The sequence below is a fragment of the Nonomuraea sp. 3N208 genome, from assembly GCF_052245935.1.
Taxonomy (GTDB): domain Bacteria; phylum Actinomycetota; class Actinomycetes; order Streptosporangiales; family Streptosporangiaceae; genus Nonomuraea.
In genome coordinates this window covers 1-16,930 of the sequence record NZ_JBQQBR010000075.1, presented here as the reverse complement: position 1 = coordinate 16,930, position 16,930 = coordinate 1, and the positions used below count along the sequence as shown (strand labels likewise).

Here is a 16,930-nt window from a genome sequence, read left to right as displayed (position 1 = left end):
AGGGGGTGACGATAACCGTTTTCACTCGAGTCGTACAGAATCGATCGGCCTGAGGACCTCGTCGCGCGACTCGTACCAGGTCACCTGGTCGGGGAGGGTGAGCGTGGCGACGGCGTTCTGGAACCACGGGCCCTTGGTGATCCGCCAGCGGATCGGCGGCCGCGGGATCCGCGCGAGGCGCGCCAGCAGGCCGCCCACCAGCGTGGCGATGGAGAACTGGGTGACCACGTTGGCCCAGCGCAGCAGGCGGCTGAGCGGGTTGCGGATCGGCGAGCAGACCACCTGGTAGACCTGCCCGAGGCGGGCCTTGGCCAGGTAGGAGTAGTGGACGTCGCCGGAGAGGATCACCACCGGCTTGCCGAGCCGGATGAGCAGCCTCGACAGCTCGTCGAACGAGCTACGGAATGCCGCCCAGTGCTCCAGGTCGAAGGCCTGCCGGAACTTCTCCGACCACCGCCGCACCACCGGGCCCCACGCGCCGTCGCTCAGGGCCTCGTTCCAGTTCTGCACCCCGTGCACGCCCTCGGGCAGCAGGAACGGGATCGACGAGCCGATGATCAGACGCTCGGCCGGAGCGGCGACCTGCTCCTCGAGCCAGGCCCATTCCGCCGGGTCGAGCATGCGGCGCGCACCGGGCGTGAGCTGCCTGGCGCACCGGGTGTCGACCATGATCAGGCGGGCAGGCCCGAGGTCGCGGGCGTAGCTCCAGCGGCTGCTCGACGGCTCGGCGTCGGCCTTCTCGGCGAAGGCGTCGAGCACGTCGGCGCCGTCGCGGCCCTCCAGATCCAGCAGCGTGCGGAGCAGCGGGTCGGTCGCGCGCTCGGCCGGTGAGAGGTTGCCGAGGTGCTGGTAGATCCAGTACGCGCCGAGCCCGGCGACCACCCGGCGGCGCCACCAGCTCGTCCTGGCCATCTCCTCGCGCCAGGGTTGCGAGGTGTTCCAGTCGTCGCGCAGGTCGTGGTCGTCGAAGATCATCGCGCTCGGCACGGTGGACAGCAGCCAGCGGATCTCGGGGTCGGTCCACGCCTGGCGGTAGAGCTCGGCGTACTCCTCGAAGTCGGCGATCTCCCCCTGCGGCCCAGTTATTCCACCCGTGCTCCGGCGCGCGCGAACGTAGGCCAGCATCTCGGGCGAGGGGTTGTCGGCGTAGACCTGGTCACCCAGGAGCAGCAGCAGGTCGGGCCACTCCGCGTCACCGGAGCCCGCCAGGTGACGGCCGTAGGTACGCAGGACGTCCTCGCCCTGGGTACGGACGTGCGCCGCGTCGTGGGGGACGCTGGTGCGGCACGACCCGAACGCCAGCCGGCGTGCCCCGTCCGGCGGCAGGAGCCGGATCCTGCTGGGCGGGCGACCCGCCAGAGGCCATACCTGCTCCCCGCCGAGACTGACCGAATAAGAGGGGATATCCTGGGAGAGCTCTACGAGATCCACGATCGCGTAGTGGTGTCCGTGCACGGTGAAGGTAGGCGACCGATAAGCCCTGCCGCCCGCTTCGACGGTGACCGTGCAGGGTTCGGCGGACTCCACCCAGATCGAGGCGCTGTCGGCATCGACGTGTCGCAGCATCGGCCCCACCACCAGTGCGGGCATCCCACCTCCGGTTTCTGATGATTCGGCACACCCTCGTGGCCCAAGCCTGCCAGAGTGGCACGGTCCACAGCATCCCGATCACGGTCTGGATTTTTGCCAACAACTAGGCAAGGTCAAACGCCCCGCTCTAGGATGATCACGACAACATCGCCCAGAAGGTGAAGGCAATGGCGCTTTCCCTACAAATAGGGCGTATATACCAGGAGGAATCTCTTCCATGAGCATCATGGTGCCGTCAAAGACGCCGGCGCTGATCACTGTGGGCCGCCAGGCCCTCGACTCCGCACTCCACCAGCTCGACCAGGCGGCCGAGCACCTCGGGCTCGACGACGGGCTCCGCACGGTGCTGGCCACGCCCCGCCGCTCACTGACCGTCTCGGTCCCGGTGCGGCGTGAGGACGGACGTCTCGACGTCGTCCAGGGCTTCCGCGTCCAGCACAACGTCTCGCGCGGCCCCGCCAAGGGCGGAATCCGGTTTCATCCCGGCACGGACATCCACGAGGTCACCGCCCTCGCGATGTGGATGACGTGGAAGTGCGCGCTGGTCGGCATCCCGTATGGCGGCGCCAAAGGCGGCGTGGCCGTGGACCCGACCAGGCTCTCCACCCGCGAGCTCGAACGCATGACCCGCCGCTACGTCAACGAGATCCTGCCGCTGATCGGCCCGGAGAAGGACATCCCGGCTCCCGACGTCGGCACCGACGAGCAGACCATGGCCTGGATCATGGACACCTACAGCGTCAGCGCGGGCTACTCGGTGCCCGGCGTGGTCACCGGCAAACCGACGACGCTGGGCGGCTCGCTCGGGCGCTCCGGTGCGACCTCGCGCGGCGTGCAGATCGCCACGCTGGCCGCGCTCGGCCGCGCACCCGAGGGCGTGACCGTGGCCGTGCAGGGCTTCGGCAAGGTGGGCGCGCTGGCCGCGCAGTACCTCGCCGACGCCGGCTGCAAGGTGGTGGCGGTCTCCGACATCACCGGCGCCGTGTACGCGAGCGCGAGCTCCGGCGGGCTCGACATCGCCCGCCTGCGCACGTGGGCATCCGAGACCGGCGGCGTGTCCGGCTACCGCCACGCCGACGCGCTGCCCCTCGACGAGCTGCTGGAGCTGGACGTGGACGTCCTGATCCCGGCGGCGCTCGAAGGCGCGATCACCGAGGCCAACGCGCCGCGCGTCCGCGCCCGCCTGATCGTGGAGGGCGCCAACGGCCCCACCACGCCGGAGGCCGACGAGATCCTGACCGCGAACGGCGCCACGGTCGTGCCCGACATCCTGGCCAACGCGGGCGGGGTGATCGTGTCGTACCTGGAGTGGGTGCAGAACATGCAGGCCTACTCCTGGAGCTCCGGGGAGGTCGAGGTCAAGCTGCGCGACCTCATGGAGAGCGCGTTCTCCGAGGTCAAGTCCATGGCCGCGGCCCGCGGACTGACACTGAGGCAGGCGGCGCACGTCATCGGCGTGGGCCGGGTCGCCGAGGCCCACCAGATGCGCGGCCTCTACCCGTGACGGCCGGACGGGGGCTCGCCCTGGGCGGGCCCCCGTCATCGCCTGATCAGGACCGCCTATCGGCCCTCGTACAACCGGTACGTGGCCAGGACGTTGAGGCGGTGCAGGTCGCGGCAGAGGGCGAGCATGCCCTGCCGGGCCAGGTCCTGTGGCACCGCGTAACGTGCCAGCGCGGCCAGCAATCCGGGATCCAGATCCTCGGCCCACGGATCGGTGCACGCGGCGTAGGTCTCCTCCAGGCTGCGGCCCGCCCGCACGCTGGCCAGGACCTCGTCGTGCAGCTGTTCCAGATAGCCGATGAGCGCGTCGACGGCCGCGCGGCCGTCGCCCATCGGGCCGTGACCGGGAACGATCGTCTCCAGCTCGGGCAGGGCCTCGCGCATTCTGCGTAGCGAGCCCACGTACGGCTCCGGGCCGCCCTGCAGCAGCATGTGGGCGACGCCCGCGTGGCCGACGAAGTTGCCGGTCCAGGCCGTGCGGGTGTCGGGGACGTACACGATGGTGTCGCCCGGGCCGTTGCCGGGGCCTACGGGCTGCTGGCCCCGATCGCACACGCCCGCCTGCTGTGGCTGCACACCGACGCCACGGAGTCACAGCGGGAGGGCGCTCGCCGCCGCGCCACCGCGCACGCCGCCCTCTTCGCCCGGGCGATCGAACCCTGAACAACGGCATGGGATTCATTCCGTAGAGATCTTTTCCATATAAGACTTTGCCTCTAATGTGCGAATCGCCCCCCAAAGCAGCGAGGAGCTGTACATGAGCACAATTGAGCAGTTCGGCTACCGCCAGGAGCTCAACCGTTCCTTAGGTTTCGCCGATCTGATGATCTATGGCTTGATCTTCATGGTGCCGATCGCACCGTTCGGCATCTTCGGAAACGTCTTCGCCGTCTCCAACGGCATGGTGGCGCTCGCGTACGTCATCGGGCTCGTCGCGATGGCGTTCACGGCGCTGTCGTACGCGCAGATGGCCCGCGCCTTCCCGATGGCGGGCTCGGTCTACACCTACGCCGGGCGCGGCATCGGCGCGCCGGTCGGGTTCATCGCGGGATGGGCGATCCTGCTCGACTACGTGCTCGTGCCGGGACTGCTCTACCTGGTGGCCAGCGTGGCCATGAACTCGTTCGTCCCCGCGATCCCCGTCTGGGCGTGGCTGGTCGCGTTCGTCGTGCTCAACACTGTCGTGAACTATCTCGGCATCCAGATGACGGCCAGGATCACCAGGATCATGCTGGTGGCCGAGCTGGCGGTGCTGGCGATCTTTCTGGTGGTCGGCGGCATCGCGCTGGCCCAGGGCAAGGCGCAGACCGGCTTCTTCACGCCGATCTTCGACTCTTCCGGGTTCACCTGGAGCGTCGTGCTGGCCGCCGCGTCGGTGGCCGTGCTGTCGTTCCTCGGCTTCGACGGCATCTCGACGCTGGCCGAGGAGAACCGCGAGGACGCGCAGCGGCTCGGCCGGTCCATGGTGGCCGCGCTGGGACTGGCCGCGGTGTTGTTCGTGGTCCAGACGTGGGTGGCGGCGCTGCTGACGCCCAACAGGGACAACCTGATCGCGAACGGCGACCCGGCAGGCAGCGCGTTCTACGACACCGCCGCGTTCGCCGGCGGGGCCTGGTTGTCGGTGCTCACCGCCGTGGCCACGGCCGTCGCATGGGGCTTCGCCAACTCGCTGGTCGCCCAGGCGGCCACCTCACGGCTGCTGTTCGCGATGGGCCGCGACCGGCAGCTGCCCTCGTTCCTCGGCAAGGTGGACCCCAAGCACAAGGTGCCGGTCAACGCGACCCTCGTCGTGGCGGCCATCTCGCTGATCCTCGGCATCTACATGAGCACCAGGGCGAACGGCATCGGTGAGCTGGCCTCGCTGGTCAACTTCGGCGCCATGACCGCGTTCCTGCTCCTGCACATCTCCGTCGTCGTGTACTACATCTTCAAGCGGCGCAGCCGCAACTGGCTCGCGCACCTGGTCGCGCCGGTGATCGGATTCATCGTGCTGGTGGCCGTCGTCTACAACCAGAACGTCCACGCCCAGTGGGTCGGCGGCATCTGGCTGGCCGTCGGCCTGGTCATCCTCGGCATCACCTACGTCCTGGGCCGCAGGCCCGTTCTCCCGTCGGAGGTCAAGTGAACGTCGTGTCCTACCATCCCTCGCCGGAGGAGCTGAGCTACACCTTCGGCGGGCGCCCGGCCCTGGGCAAGGTACGTCCGGGCACGATCCTGGAGTTGTACACCGAGGACTGCTTCGGCGGCCGGGTGCGGAGCGTGGACGACCTGCCGTCACAGGTGTGCGAGTTCCCGTACCTCAACCCCGTGACCGGGCCCTTCCATGTAGAGGGCGCCGAGCCCGGTGACACGCTGGCCCTGCACTTCATCAAGATCACCCCGGCCAGGGATTGGGCGGTTTCGACCACGTTCCCGCACTTCGGGGCGCTGACCAGCACCCACACCACGGCCACGCTGCAGCCGCCGCTCGAGGAGCGGGTCTGGCGGTACGACATCGACCTCGGCAAGGGGGTGGCCGTCTACCACGCCCGCAACAGCGACTTCAGCGTCGAACTGCCGCTCGACCCGATGCACGGCACGGTCGGCGTGGCCCCCGGCGCGAACGAGGCCCGCATGACGATCACCCCGGACGCGCACGGCGGCAACATGGACACCCCCGAGCTGCGTGCCGGCGTCACCGTCTACCTGGGGGTCAACGTCGAGGGCGGGATGTTCGCGATCGGCGACGGGCACGGGCTGCAGGGGCACGGCGAGGTGTGCGGCACCGCGGTCGAGTCGGCCATGAACACGGTGGTCGCGGTGGAGCTGATCAAGGGCGTGGCGACACCGTGGCCGCGGCTGGAGGACGACCTGCACCTGATGTCGACCGGGTCGGCCCGGCCGCTGGAGGACGCGTACCGGATCAGCCAGCACGACCTGGTCACCTGGACGTCGGGGCTGACCGGGCTGGACACGCTCGACGCGTACCAGCTGGTCAGCCAGGCGGGACAGGCGCCGGTGGGCAACGTGTGCGACACCAACTACACGATGGTCGCCAAGCTGCCGAAGGCCTACCTCGGGGAGCCCGCCGTCTACGAGAACGCGCATGCCCGGCTGCGAACCCTGGGTTCCCAGTACACAGGTTAGGTAAACAATGATTGTTGCAGGTCAGCGAACTGATCATCTTCTGCTAACACTGGGAGGGTGCTCAGGTTGGTGCTGTCCCTGGTCCTGCTCGATCCAACCGCCGTCGTCGCCGAGGTGTCGCAACGTAACATCCCCGTCCCCCGAGTGCTGACCCCGAACGGGGATCGCCTGGGTTACGCCCCGGTCCCGCGCCCTTTTACGGGGTCGCGGCAGCTCACGGGATTGCTGGTCGGACGGGATCCCGTCACCCGGCGGGACGTGGTGTGCGGGGGCACGGTGATCGGGTCGCGCAGCCGCAGCCTGGTGCTGACGGCGGCGCACTGCCTCTATAACCGGGGCCGGAGGCTGGAGCACCTCGCCTTCCTGCCGGGGTACGACCGAGGCCGGCCGCGGCTAGGGGTGTGGCCGGTCGCGCGTACGTGGGTGCCAGCCAAATGGCGAAAGGAGCCGTTCTCGGCCGAGTTGCTGCCGTACGACGTCGGCCTGGTCGGGGTGATGGCCCAGCGGCGCCCGCTGGAGGACGTGACCGGGCGCGGGCTGCGTCCTATGCCGACCACCAGGGGTACCGCGCTGCGCGGGCTCGAGCTGCTGGGCTACCCGGCGGGCAAGGGGTATCGGGGGTTGCGGCTGCACCGGTGCCTGGGCGACGCGGTCGAGGGAGTCTCGGACGGCCCCGGGCTGATGGTCACGCACAACTGCCACGCCGCCGCCGGCGGCAGCGGCGGTCCCGTGCTGTACGGCGGCACGATCGCGGGGGTCGTGTCGTCGTCCAGCCCGTTGCGTGACGCGAAGGGCTACACCGTGCTGACCAGGCTGGGCGGCCGGCCCTTCGAGCGCATGTTCGCCAGGGCCGACCGGGCGATGCAGGTCAAGCGGCCCGGCTGACGATCTCCTCGCAGAGGGCGTGGGTGCGCAGGGCGTCCTCGGCGTCGATCCTGCGGCCCTCGCGGACGGCGGCGAGGAACTCCAGGCAGATCTGCTCGATGCCGCGCTGCCTGGCCACGGGCACCCAGTCGGGCCGTCGAACGAGCCGCTCGCCGTTCCGGTAGTCGATGACGTCGCCGAGGTTGACCACGCGGCGTTTGACGCCCTCGCCCATGGCCTCGCAGGTCTCCTCGGCGGCGCCGCTCATCCTGTTCATGACGCCGATGGCGGTGAAGCCGTCGCCCGACAGCTCCAGGACCATGTGCTCGATCAGGCCGTTCGTGACGCGGGTCCGGATCGTGGTGCCGGTGATCGGGCCGGGTGCGAGGAAGCGGAGGGTGTCCACCACATGGATGAAGTCATCGAATACCACCCGGCGGGGCTCGTCGGGGTGGTTGTCGCGGTTCTTCTCCATGAGGATGAGATGCCGGGGATGGACGGCAAGTCCGACATATCCGGGTGCGTAGCGGCGGTTGAAGCCGACCATCAGCGATCTGTCCTCGGCCCTCGCGAGCCGTACGAGGTGCTCGCACTCCTCCAGCGTGTACGCGATCGGCTTGTCGACGTAGACGTGGATCCCGGCGCTGAGCAGCGGCTCGACGATCTCCGGGTGCACGTCGGTCGCGGCGTGCACGAACGCCGCGTCGACCCCCGCCTTGATCACCTCGTCCACGCTCGTCGACCGGCGGGCGATCCGATAGGCGTCGCCGAGCCGGTCGAGCCGGGCGCTGTTGCGGGTGCAGAGGTGGAGGTCGAGGGCGGGCTGGGCGGCGAGCACGGGCAGGTACGCCTTCTCCGCGATGTCACCCAGGCCGATCATGGCTATCTTCACGCCTCGAGCGTAGCCTTGAGCGCCTGGTCGATCGGGGTAGGCACGACGCCGAACGTGCGCTGGAAGGCCGACGAGTCGAGCACGAACGGCTTGGTGAACTGGTATCGGACGTGCCCGAGCTCGCCCATCAATGGCGAGAACAGGCCGGCCGCTCGCACCACGGGCCACGGCAACTGCATCATCCGGGGCGCGGGGCGGCCGAGCAGCGCGGCCGCCCGCTGCCCCATCTCGCGGAAGGTCACCGGCTCGGCGGTCGGCACGTGCCAGGGCCGGCCCCACGCCCGCTCGTCCCGTCCGGCCACGATCAGGGCGTCGGCCACGTCCGGCAGATACGTGAAGCTGTGCGGCACGTCGGCAGGCCAGACGAGCTGGATCGTCTTTCCCGCCCTGAGCGGGACGAGGAACCGGTCGCCCAGGTAGGACTGGTCGGTGGAGCCCGGGCCGAAGTAGTCCGAGCCGCGCACCTCGGTCGCCCGGATTCGGCCCGCCTCGTGGGCGGCCAGCGCATCGGCCCACATCTTCGCCCGGACCTGCGCCTTGGGGCTGGTCGAGGCGAGCGGCAGGTCCTCGGTCATCGGGACGGAGACGGGCCCGTAGGGGTAGAGGTTGCCGAGCATCACGTACACGGCGCCCCCGGCCTCGGCGGCGGCCAGGAAGGACTCGGCCATCGGCGGCCAGTCGGTGAGCCAGCGGTGATACTTCGGGTTGACGCAGTTGTAGAGGACGTCGGCCCCTCGGGAGACCTCGATCATCCTGGCCTTGTCGGCCACGTCCGCGGCCACCTTGACCGCGCCTTCGGGGCCGCTGCCCGAGCGGGTCACGACGGTGACCTCGTGTCCCTGGGCGAGGAGCTTGGTGGCCAGGTGCGTGCCGACCTGCCCGGAACCCACGACGACGTGCTTACCCATGATCAGACCTGCTTCCAGACGATGCGGAGTACCGCGTTGAGTACGAAGAGCGCGAAGAAGACCGCGGACGAGGTGGCCAGGCCGGAGGCGTAGAGCGCCAGGGCGCCGCCGCCGAACCAGAGGATCTCGAGAGCGGCGCGGGCCAGGCCGGTGAGCGGGAACGTGGCGTTCGCGCCACCGCCGGCCCCGAACAGCGCCCACGCGGCGATGAACAGCGCCGGCCCGCCGAGCCCGGCCAGGAGCTTGATGCCCCAGTTGGGGCTGACGGTGAACCCCCAGTAGCCCACGGAGAACAGCACGCCGAGCTCCAGGAGGAACATGAGCGCCGCGTTGGCGTGCTTGGCGAGCTGGAGCATCTGAGGTTCCTCCGTGGGTTGGTGCCACTCGGCTACGAGAGCAATGCTCTCCCAATGGAGCACCGCTCGTCAAGAGCAGTGCTCTCGTTTATTCTCACCGCTCTGATAACCTGCTGAGCATGACCGCGAGCCGCACCGCAAGAGAACGCGTCAGGGCCGAGCTCATCAGGGAGATCACCGACATCGCCCGCCGCCACCTCGCCACCCACGGCGCCGGGGGCCTGTCACTGCGGGCCGTGGCACGAGAGATGGGCATGGTCTCGTCGGCGATCTACCGATATTTCCCGAGCCGCGATGACCTGCACACCGCGCTGATCATCGACGGCTACAACGCCGTCGGCGAGGCCGTGGAGCAGGCCGACGCCGGCTGCCCACGAGACGACTTCCTGGGCCGATGGCTGACCGTCTGCCACGCCGTGCGTGACTGGGCGCTGGCACACCCGCACGAGTATGCCCTGCTATACGGCTCGCCCGTGCCCGGCTACCAAGCCCCGCAGGACACGATCCCTGCGGCCCTGCGCGACACGATCGTGTTCGGCCACATCCTGTCGGAGGCCCACCAGGCGGCCGCCCTCACTCCGGCCCAACCGGCTCCCCCTCCCCCGCCCTCTCTCCACGCGGACGCGAGCGCGGTCCGAGCCCTCATCCCCGACGTCCCCGACGACGAGATCTTCCGCGGCGTCATGGCATGGACCGCCCTGTACGGCTGGGTCAGCTTCGAGCTGTTCGGCCAGTACAACAACACCATCGAGGACCGCCGCACCGCCTTCGACCATTCGATGCGGCTCATGGCCGCGATGATGGGGCTTGCTCAGTGAGACTTACTAAGTTTTACTGAATACATGGCACGGAGAACACAAGAGCTCGGCCGCTTCACGGACGTGGCAATGCTCGTCCTCGTCAGTCTCGCCGAGGGACAGAAGCACGGCTATCGGATGATCAATGACATCGAGGAATTCTCGGGCACGGTGCTGGAGCCGGGCACGCTCTATGGGGCGCTGATGCGGCTGGAGGAGCGTGGCTGGATCGAGCCGGTGGACTCGTCCGAGCGGCGCAAGCCGTACCGGATCACCGAGAGCGGCCGCGCCGCGCTGCACGAGCAGCTGGCGACGCTGCGGCGAGTCGAGCAGGCGGGGGCCAGACGCGTGGCTTGGGGGCCGGCATGAAGCTGCGATGCTTGGCGCGAGAGGCGCTCGGCTTCTATCCACCGGCGTGGCGGGAGCGCTACGGCGAGGAGGTCAGCGACCTGATCGCGGCACGGCCGGTGCGCCTGCGCACGGTGGCGAACCTGCTCCTGGGCGCGGCCGACGCCTGGCTGCACGACCGTCGCCGTCCCGGGGCCGAGCCGCTGCGGGTCCGGCTCACGGTGATCATGGTCGCCGGGGCCTGCGCCTTATGGTGGTTGTGGAACCCGGGTGTGCGCGACGCGGCCAGCCTCCACGGCGCGTGGGCCGAGGCTGCGACCGCAGGGTCGATCGCTCACGACCTGCAGGACGCGGCGATGTGGTTGTTCGTCACGGCAGGCGTGTCGGGGATGCTCTCCGCAGCTCCACTGCTGCTCGGCGCGTATCGCGCCGTGAAATGCCGTGGGCAGGCGCCGCTCACCCGGGCCGCGGCGCGAAACGTGACCATGATGGCCGCGTATCTCAGCACGCCGGTGTGGATGTTCTGCTTCGTCTACTACGAGCACGCCGTCGCCCACGACGGCTATCCCGCCGGGCCGCTCGGTGACGCGATGACGGGCGGCTTCCTCGTGCCCATCATCCTGCTGTGGATGTTGCCGCTGCCCATGATCGCGGCGCGCTCCCCCGCGCTGCTGCCCGGGGTGCGCACGACCGCGAACACGCTCGTGGTCGCGGCCGTCTGCAACGCGCTGGGCTGGCTGTTCGTCGCGGCCCTGCTGGTGCCGGGCCTGCCGAAGGCGTCGTGGCTGTTCGTGGCGACGGTGACGGTGAGCGCGCTGCTGAGCAGCGGGCTGGCCGCGCTGGTCGCGAGCAGCGCGCTCAGGCGGGGCCGGCCAGGGATCGGCAGGCTCACCCCTGCGTGATCCGGCTGGTCAGCAGCGGGACGAGCACCTCGTCCACGATCTGGACGACGAGCTCGTCGGGGATGGGAGTGCCGTTGAAGAGGAAGTGGTGGCGCAGGAGCGCGTGCCCGCTGTCGAGGCGGCGCGGGGTGACCGTGTCCGGGTCGACCTCACCGCGCTCCACGGCACGCCGGACGACCTCCTCCATCGTCTTCCTGCCCATGCCCTGGGACGTCCTGCGCATGGTGCTCAGCGGGGACCCGCTGCTGAGCGCCTCGCCCAGCAGCCCCCTCATCGCCTCGCCCGCGGGTCCCGACAGAACGTGCGCGGCCTGGCCCAGCATGGCCACCAGGTCTCCGCGCAGGCTGCCGGTGTCGGGCGTGGACTCCGGGGTGGGCAGCATGTCGCGGACCGCCTCCATCACCAGCTCGATGCGGGTCGGCCAGCGCCGGTAGAGCGAGGCCTTGCTGGCCCTGGCCCGCTCGGCCACCCGCTCCATGGTCAGCCCGGCGTACCCGCTCTCGGCCAGCTCGTCGAGCGTCGCCTGGTAGATGGCAGCGTTGAGCGCCTCTCCCCGGCGGCGCGGCAGCTTGCGGTGGTCGGTCACCATAGGGCGATCCTAGGCAGCGCCGGCCACTGTGCCGGTGTCGCCGTTGACAGTGACGAGCCGGCCGTCTTCCAGCACGGACGTCCCCGTGCCTGTGCCCATGACGGCGGGGATGCCGTACTCCCTGGCCACGATCGCCGCGTGTGACGCGGCGCCGCCGCTGTCCACGACCACGGCCGCGGCCCGCTGGAACAGCGGCGTCCACGAAGGGTTGGTGTAGGGGCAGACGAGCACGTCGCCGGCGTCGAGCTTGCCGAACTCGGACGGCTCCCTGATCACCTTCACCGGCCCGGTCACGACGCCACCACTGGCAGGCGACCCGGTGAGCAGCGCGTCGCCGGACTGGCGGGCGGGGAAGACCGCGGCGGGGTCGATGAGCCGCGTGCCGGCCAGTTCCTCCCGCTTGACCGCCCGCGCCCGCGCGACCTCACGTAGCCGCTCCCGATCCTCCGCGGTGTCCTGGAACGACTCCAGCTCCTCCAGCCGAAGGTGGAAGACGTCCTCGGGCTGATCGAGCACGCCCTTGTCACGCAGCCGGCGCCCCAGCTCCACCAGTGATCTGCGCAGGATGGGCTGCGGCATCGTGAAGTAGAAATGGCTGTCCTCGCGGAAGGCGACCCCGGCGCGGGCGGCCGCCACCCAGCGCTTCATCCGAGCGCGGCGGCGCGGATTACGCAGGAGCGGGTGGTCGAGGAGGCGTTTCATCGCGTCGTCGGCTGCCTTCCGCTCGGACGGCTCGGCGGCCAGCACCCTGATCAGGCCGCGGACGGTCTCGGGGTCGTCCGCCCAGCTCGGCGGGGTGACGAGGATCGGGCTGAGGGTCTCGCGGTGGCCGTACTCGGCCATGAACTCCTGGAACGCGGCCTGGAATTCGGCGGGCGGCGGGTCCGCGTCGAGGGCGCCGGTGCGGCCGGCCAGCTCGGCCAGCCGCGCCAGCGCCTGGTTGGCTTGCATGGTACGGGTGACCGCGCCGAACAGCAGGCCACCGAACAACCTGCCACGCCGCAGCAGCTTGACCGCCACCAGCAGCCGCAGCAACGCGAGCCCGGTCCCCGGCAGGTAGTCGATGCGCAGGTCGGCCACCGGCGCCACCAGGGCGAGCGCCTGCCTGGGCACCCGGATCAGCTCCGGCCACGGCATCGCGGCCAGGTCGCGGGCGGCCAGCCGCCGGACGTCCGCCAGGTAGTCCAGGAAGCGCCGGTCCTCGGTCCAGCGTGCCGGGTCGTACCGCCGGGCCTTGGCCATAACGCGGAACGGCGCGGCGAGCACCCCGAGCGTGGGGTGCGGCATCGGCGGCACGAACGCGTAGACGACGCCGTCCTCCTCGCGCAGGAACCCCTCGAAACCGCGGCGCAGCCCGAAGGCGCCGGTCACCTTCCCCATCAGTCCGGCCGGGCCGTAGGGGATCCAGGTCGACATGTCGATCGGGTACGGCCGCACGGGCAGGTATTCGGTCAGCACGCCGGCCAGGCGGCGCTGGATCGGGTTGAGCCTGCCGACCGGGGGCGGCGGCAGCGCGGTCATGGGCCGGGCCTGCAGGAGATGAACCCGCCCGCCCGCGTGAGCCCACTCGATGTCCTGCGGGCGCCCGAAGTGTCCGGCGACCCGCCGGCCCAGGGCGGCCAGCTCCCTCACCACCCCGTCGGGCAGCCGCTCCCCCGTCACGCCGGTCTCGCGCGTGACCCCGCCGCCCGCCTTGCCCCGGATGACGACCTCGCGGCGGCCGGGCGTGAACTCTATGTCGCCCTCGGCGCCGACGACGTAGTGGTCCGGGGTGACCAGGCCGGACACGACGGCCTCGCCGAGGCCACTGCTGGCGTCGATGACGAGCTGGGTGCGCTCGCCGCTGACCGGGTTCGCGGTGAACATCACCCCTGCCGTGTCGGCCTCCACCATGCTCTGCACGACCACCGCCATACTCACGTCCTCGATGCCCAGCCTCGCCCGGTAGGCGACGGCGCGCTCGGTCCAGAGCGAACCCCAGCAGCGGCGTACCGCGTCGAGCAGGGGCTCCTCACCGACGACGTTGAGGTAGGTGTCCTGCTGGCCGGCGAACGCGGCCCCCGGCAGGTCCTCGGCGGTGGCGCTGGACCGCACCGCCACCGGACCGCCACCGAGCTCGGCGTAGGCGTCGAGTATCGTGCGCCGCAGCTCGTCAGGCATGTCGGCCGTGGTGCGGCCTTCCGCGACGAGGTCGTAGGCATGCGTGGTGACGACGAAGCCATCCGGAACAGGGAAGCCGTTCCTGACGAGCTCCCCCAGGTTGGCGCCCTTGCCGCCGGCCATGGCCAGGTCACCCCGGCCGAACGCGCTCAGGGGTGCGACGAGTTTCACGTTGTCTCCTCGACGTAGGCTCGAGTGCGGAGGGGACGCGCCGGCAGGGCCAGCGCGAGGAAGAAGGCCACGGCGAGCAGCGGCGCCATGGCCGCGAACACGGGCGGCGCGGCAGCGGCGAACGCATCGCGGACACTCTCCGGCAAGTCCGCCGGGGTGGCGGTGTCGGAGATCCCGGACCTCAGCGTGATGAGCGCACCGACGAGCGCGACCCCGGCCGACGCCCCGATCTGCCGCAGGAACGTGACCGACGAGGTGGCGGTGCCGAGGTCGGCGTGCTCGACGGCGTTCTGCGCGGCCAGCACCATGACCTGCATGACCAGCCCGACCCCGAACCCGGTCAGCAGCATCGCACCGGCCAGTGCGAGCGGCGAGCCCCCCGCGAGCCCGACGAGCGCGAGCCCGACCGCGGCCGCGGCGGTGCCGGCAATGGGGTACGGCTTGTACACCCCGGTCCGTGTGATCAGCCGCCCGGACACGATCGTGGTGACGAGCACGCCGCCCATGAGCGCGGTCACCAGCAGCCCCGCCTGCGTCGCACTCGTACGCAACGCGATCTGCAGGTACGCCGGCATGTACGTGATCGTCCCGAACAACGCGAACCCGATGAGCAGGCTGATCGCCACGGGCACGGCGAAGGCCCGGTCGCGGAAGAGCCGCAGCGGCAGAATCGGATCCTTGGCGAAACGCGCACTGACCAGCCACGCCACCACCCCGGCACCCGCGACCAGCAGGTAGATCGGATCCCTGGTCTGCCCCACCATGACCACGCCCACAACCGCGACGGCCAGCGTCAACGCGCCCACGACATCGAACGGCACCCGATGGTTCCGCGGCCTCGGCAGCCGCAGCGTGACACTCAACACCACCAGGGCCAGCAGCCCCAGCGGCGGGTAGATGGCGAAGATCCACCGCCAGCCGAACGAGTCGATGAAGAACCCGCCGACCAACGGCCCACCCACGGCCGCCACCACATAGGCGGCACCGATGAACCCAAGATAGCGGCCCCGCTCCCGCGGGCTCACGATCTCCCCGATGATCGCCTGCGCCCCGATCATCAACCCGCCCCCGCCGAGCCCCTGCACCGCGCGGAAGGCGATGAACTGCGGCATCGACGTGGCCAGGGCACACAACACGGCGCCGGTGACGAAGATGACGATGGCGACCTGCATGGTGGGCTTGCGACCGTACCGGTCGCCGAGCTTGCCGTACACGGGCATGACGACGGTGGCGGCGGCGAGGTAGGCGGTGACGACGGCGGGCATCTGATCGAGCCCGCCGAGACTGCCCGCCACGGCCGGGAGGGCGGGAGCCATGATCGTCTGATCGAGCGCGCCCAGCAACATCGCCAGAATCAGACCCGTCAACACGACAGCCATAAGCGTCTGTCTCCTTAGAGAACGTGTCGTTCTCTAAGGAGAATAGGGTTTACTCCAAAGAAACGCAACGTTCACTAATTGATGGCGGACTGATAGACGCCGAAGGCATCCGGCCGGCACGGGCTCGAGCGGCGCATATGGCGCAACGGCTGCCCCGCGCAGCCCACCGGCATCAGGACGGGCAGACGATCGGTACCCCCACCCAACGGCACCGGCCACGCGGGGCAGCATCAGGCGCAGGCTTCCACCTGCACGCGCACGCCACCCCGCCACGGTGGGCACCACCCACGCCAGACACTACGCCTGACATGGGATCGCTTAGCTGATCAGAGACGCTCTTACCGACGCCCCACCTCTCGAGCGGAGTGTCGACTTACATCTGAGCTCGGCTTGAGAAAGGACTCATACACATCGATCAACATCCGCCGTTGCCGCTCGGTGATCGCAATGTCAGCCCAGATGGCCTCCAGCACGATGTTACGAGGCCGCCGACCTTCAATGTCCTCAGCCAGCGCGTAAAGCATCCTGGCCGACATGCGCAGCCCCGTGCCGATCAGACGGATGATCCCCGCGCTCGGTGTTCGCAGACTGTTGTCGGCGTACCTCAGGTATGGGGCACAGCCACCCGTCTGTCTAGCGAGAACTTCCCGCTGACGTGGTGTGTGGCTCGGCGTCACGTGCCGTCCTTGGCCGAAGCTGGACGCCAGTCCCTTCGGAGGACCCTGAAGCCGAACGCCATCAGGGTCGCCGCAGCAGCGGCAAGGGCTACAGTCAACAGGATTGCCTTGCTCATGGTGACATCCACCTCAGTCGCTAGCCGTATCCACATATTGCTGTGTGTAGTGTTGCCCGAGGTCAAGATCCGAACTCCACTACGTTGTCCAGCAATCGGCCAAAGAACGTCAGCGCCGGTCAGTTCTTAGTGCCTGCGTTTCTCAATGCGGCCGCGCCTAGCCCCGGGTGACGACTCTGGATCTCACAGGCCTCGCCTGAGAGCAGCGCTCGTACGCCTTCGATGAGCACCCGCTCACCCAGAAGTCGCCGTACCTGTTGAACGACACGCTCAGATCCCGCTGGATGGAGACATCCGGGAACTGCCCGGCCAACCGAGGACGGCAGCATTCCGGCACGTGCGGCGGGCTCGTCCCCCTGGTTGGGGCCGCTGGCTGCCCGCCCCCAGAGCCGACTGAACGCCAGTGGCCCACCGGGCGCCCGGTGGGGCCTGTCCAGAAAACGGTGTAACTCGATCTTGAATTAGTTCTATCGAGTGGTCGGGGTCAGACGGCCTTCGAAGGTGATGGCGAAGGCGTTCAGAGCGGCTTTCCAGCGGGTGATCCAGCGTTTG

15 protein-coding genes are annotated in these 16,930 nt (G+C 69.7%); 7 read left to right on the top strand and 8 right to left on the bottom strand.

All coding sequences use genetic code 11. From position 1 onward, the window contains the following. Positions 1–21 precede the first annotated feature (21 nt). Positions 22–1,590, bottom strand: a complete 1,569-nt coding sequence (locus ACTWPT_RS56690; protein ID WP_443185865.1) for an alkaline phosphatase D family protein — start codon at positions 1,588–1,590, stop codon at positions 22–24. A 217-nt stretch (positions 1,591–1,807) separates the two neighbouring features. On the opposite strand from ACTWPT_RS56690, the gene ACTWPT_RS56685 reads away from it, so the two are divergent. Further along, positions 1,808–3,094, top strand: a complete 1,287-nt coding sequence (locus tag ACTWPT_RS56685; RefSeq protein WP_443185864.1) for a Glu/Leu/Phe/Val family dehydrogenase — start codon at positions 1,808–1,810, stop codon at positions 3,092–3,094. Positions 3,095–3,150: 56 nt separating this feature from the next. Here ACTWPT_RS56685 and ACTWPT_RS56680 read toward each other — a convergent pair whose 3' ends face one another. Beyond that, positions 3,151–3,669, bottom strand: coding sequence for a hypothetical protein (locus ACTWPT_RS56680; protein WP_443185863.1), 519 nt, complete (start codon positions 3,667–3,669; stop codon positions 3,151–3,153). Positions 3,670–3,850: 181 nt separating this feature from the next. Between ACTWPT_RS56680 and ACTWPT_RS56675 the strand changes: the two genes are divergently transcribed. The 3 genes from ACTWPT_RS56675 to ACTWPT_RS56665 are packed head-to-tail and all read left to right on the top strand — an operon-like array spanning position 3,851 to position 7,104. Next, positions 3,851–5,218 (top strand): APC family permease, encoded by a 1,368-nt coding sequence (locus ACTWPT_RS56675; RefSeq protein WP_443185862.1) that lies wholly within the window; start codon positions 3,851–3,853, stop codon positions 5,216–5,218. After that, entirely contained in the window at positions 5,215–6,219 is a 1,005-nt protein-coding gene (locus ACTWPT_RS56670) for an acetamidase/formamidase family protein (protein WP_443185861.1), read from the top strand. The genes ACTWPT_RS56675 and ACTWPT_RS56670 overlap by 4 nt, the downstream gene beginning before the upstream one ends. Before the next feature lie 57 nt (positions 6,220–6,276). Continuing rightward, positions 6,277–7,104, top strand: a complete 828-nt coding sequence (locus ACTWPT_RS56665) for a trypsin-like serine peptidase (RefSeq protein WP_443185860.1) — start codon at positions 6,277–6,279, stop codon at positions 7,102–7,104. Here ACTWPT_RS56665 and ACTWPT_RS56660 read toward each other — a convergent pair. Genes ACTWPT_RS56660 through ACTWPT_RS56650 form a run of 3 tightly spaced genes read right to left on the bottom strand, consistent with a single transcriptional unit; the run spans position 7,088 to position 9,239 of the window. Then, the gene (locus ACTWPT_RS56660) at positions 7,088–7,975 is read right to left on the bottom strand and encodes a Gfo/Idh/MocA family protein (RefSeq protein WP_443185859.1); all 888 of its coding nucleotides are present in this window, start codon (positions 7,973–7,975) and stop codon (positions 7,088–7,090) included. The genes ACTWPT_RS56665 and ACTWPT_RS56660 overlap by 17 nt on opposite strands. Continuing rightward, entirely contained in the window at positions 7,972–8,883 is a 912-nt protein-coding gene (locus ACTWPT_RS56655; protein ID WP_443185858.1) for an NAD-dependent epimerase/dehydratase family protein, read from the bottom strand. The genes ACTWPT_RS56660 and ACTWPT_RS56655 overlap by 4 nt, the downstream gene beginning before the upstream one ends. A 2-nt stretch (positions 8,884–8,885) precedes the next feature. After that, positions 8,886–9,239, bottom strand: a complete 354-nt coding sequence (locus ACTWPT_RS56650; RefSeq protein WP_443185857.1) for a YrdB family protein — start codon at positions 9,237–9,239, stop codon at positions 8,886–8,888. Positions 9,240–9,358: 119 nt separating this feature from the next. Between ACTWPT_RS56650 and ACTWPT_RS56645 the strand changes: the two genes are divergently transcribed. From ACTWPT_RS56645 to ACTWPT_RS56635, 3 genes are read left to right on the top strand one after another with little or no spacing between them, the layout of a single operon-like run. Next, complete coding sequence (locus tag ACTWPT_RS56645; RefSeq protein ID WP_443185856.1) at positions 9,359–10,057, top strand: TetR/AcrR family transcriptional regulator; 699 nt, start codon at positions 9,359–9,361, stop codon at positions 10,055–10,057. Between the two features lie 24 nt (positions 10,058–10,081). Continuing rightward, positions 10,082–10,405 (top strand): PadR family transcriptional regulator, encoded by a 324-nt coding sequence (locus tag ACTWPT_RS56640; RefSeq protein WP_443185855.1) that lies wholly within the window; start codon positions 10,082–10,084, stop codon positions 10,403–10,405. Then, positions 10,402–11,286, top strand: coding sequence for a hypothetical protein (locus tag ACTWPT_RS56635; protein ID WP_443185854.1), 885 nt, complete (start codon positions 10,402–10,404; stop codon positions 11,284–11,286). The genes ACTWPT_RS56640 and ACTWPT_RS56635 overlap by 4 nt, the downstream gene beginning before the upstream one ends. Here ACTWPT_RS56635 and ACTWPT_RS56630 read toward each other — a convergent pair. The 3 genes from ACTWPT_RS56630 to ACTWPT_RS56620 are packed head-to-tail and all read right to left on the bottom strand — an operon-like array spanning position 11,273 to position 15,585. Then, entirely contained in the window at positions 11,273–11,875 is a 603-nt protein-coding gene (locus ACTWPT_RS56630; RefSeq protein ID WP_443185853.1) for a TetR/AcrR family transcriptional regulator, read from the bottom strand. The genes ACTWPT_RS56635 and ACTWPT_RS56630 overlap by 14 nt on opposite strands. Positions 11,876–11,884: 9 nt before the next feature. Beyond that, the gene (locus ACTWPT_RS56625; protein ID WP_443185852.1) at positions 11,885–14,206 is read right to left on the bottom strand and encodes a PEP/pyruvate-binding domain-containing protein; all 2,322 of its coding nucleotides are present in this window, start codon (positions 14,204–14,206) and stop codon (positions 11,885–11,887) included. Further along, positions 14,203–15,585, bottom strand: a complete 1,383-nt coding sequence (locus ACTWPT_RS56620; RefSeq protein ID WP_443185851.1) for an MDR family MFS transporter — start codon at positions 15,583–15,585, stop codon at positions 14,203–14,205. Before ACTWPT_RS56620 ends, ACTWPT_RS56625 begins: the two co-directional genes overlap by 4 nt. Positions 15,586–16,930: the final 1,345 nt, after the last annotated feature.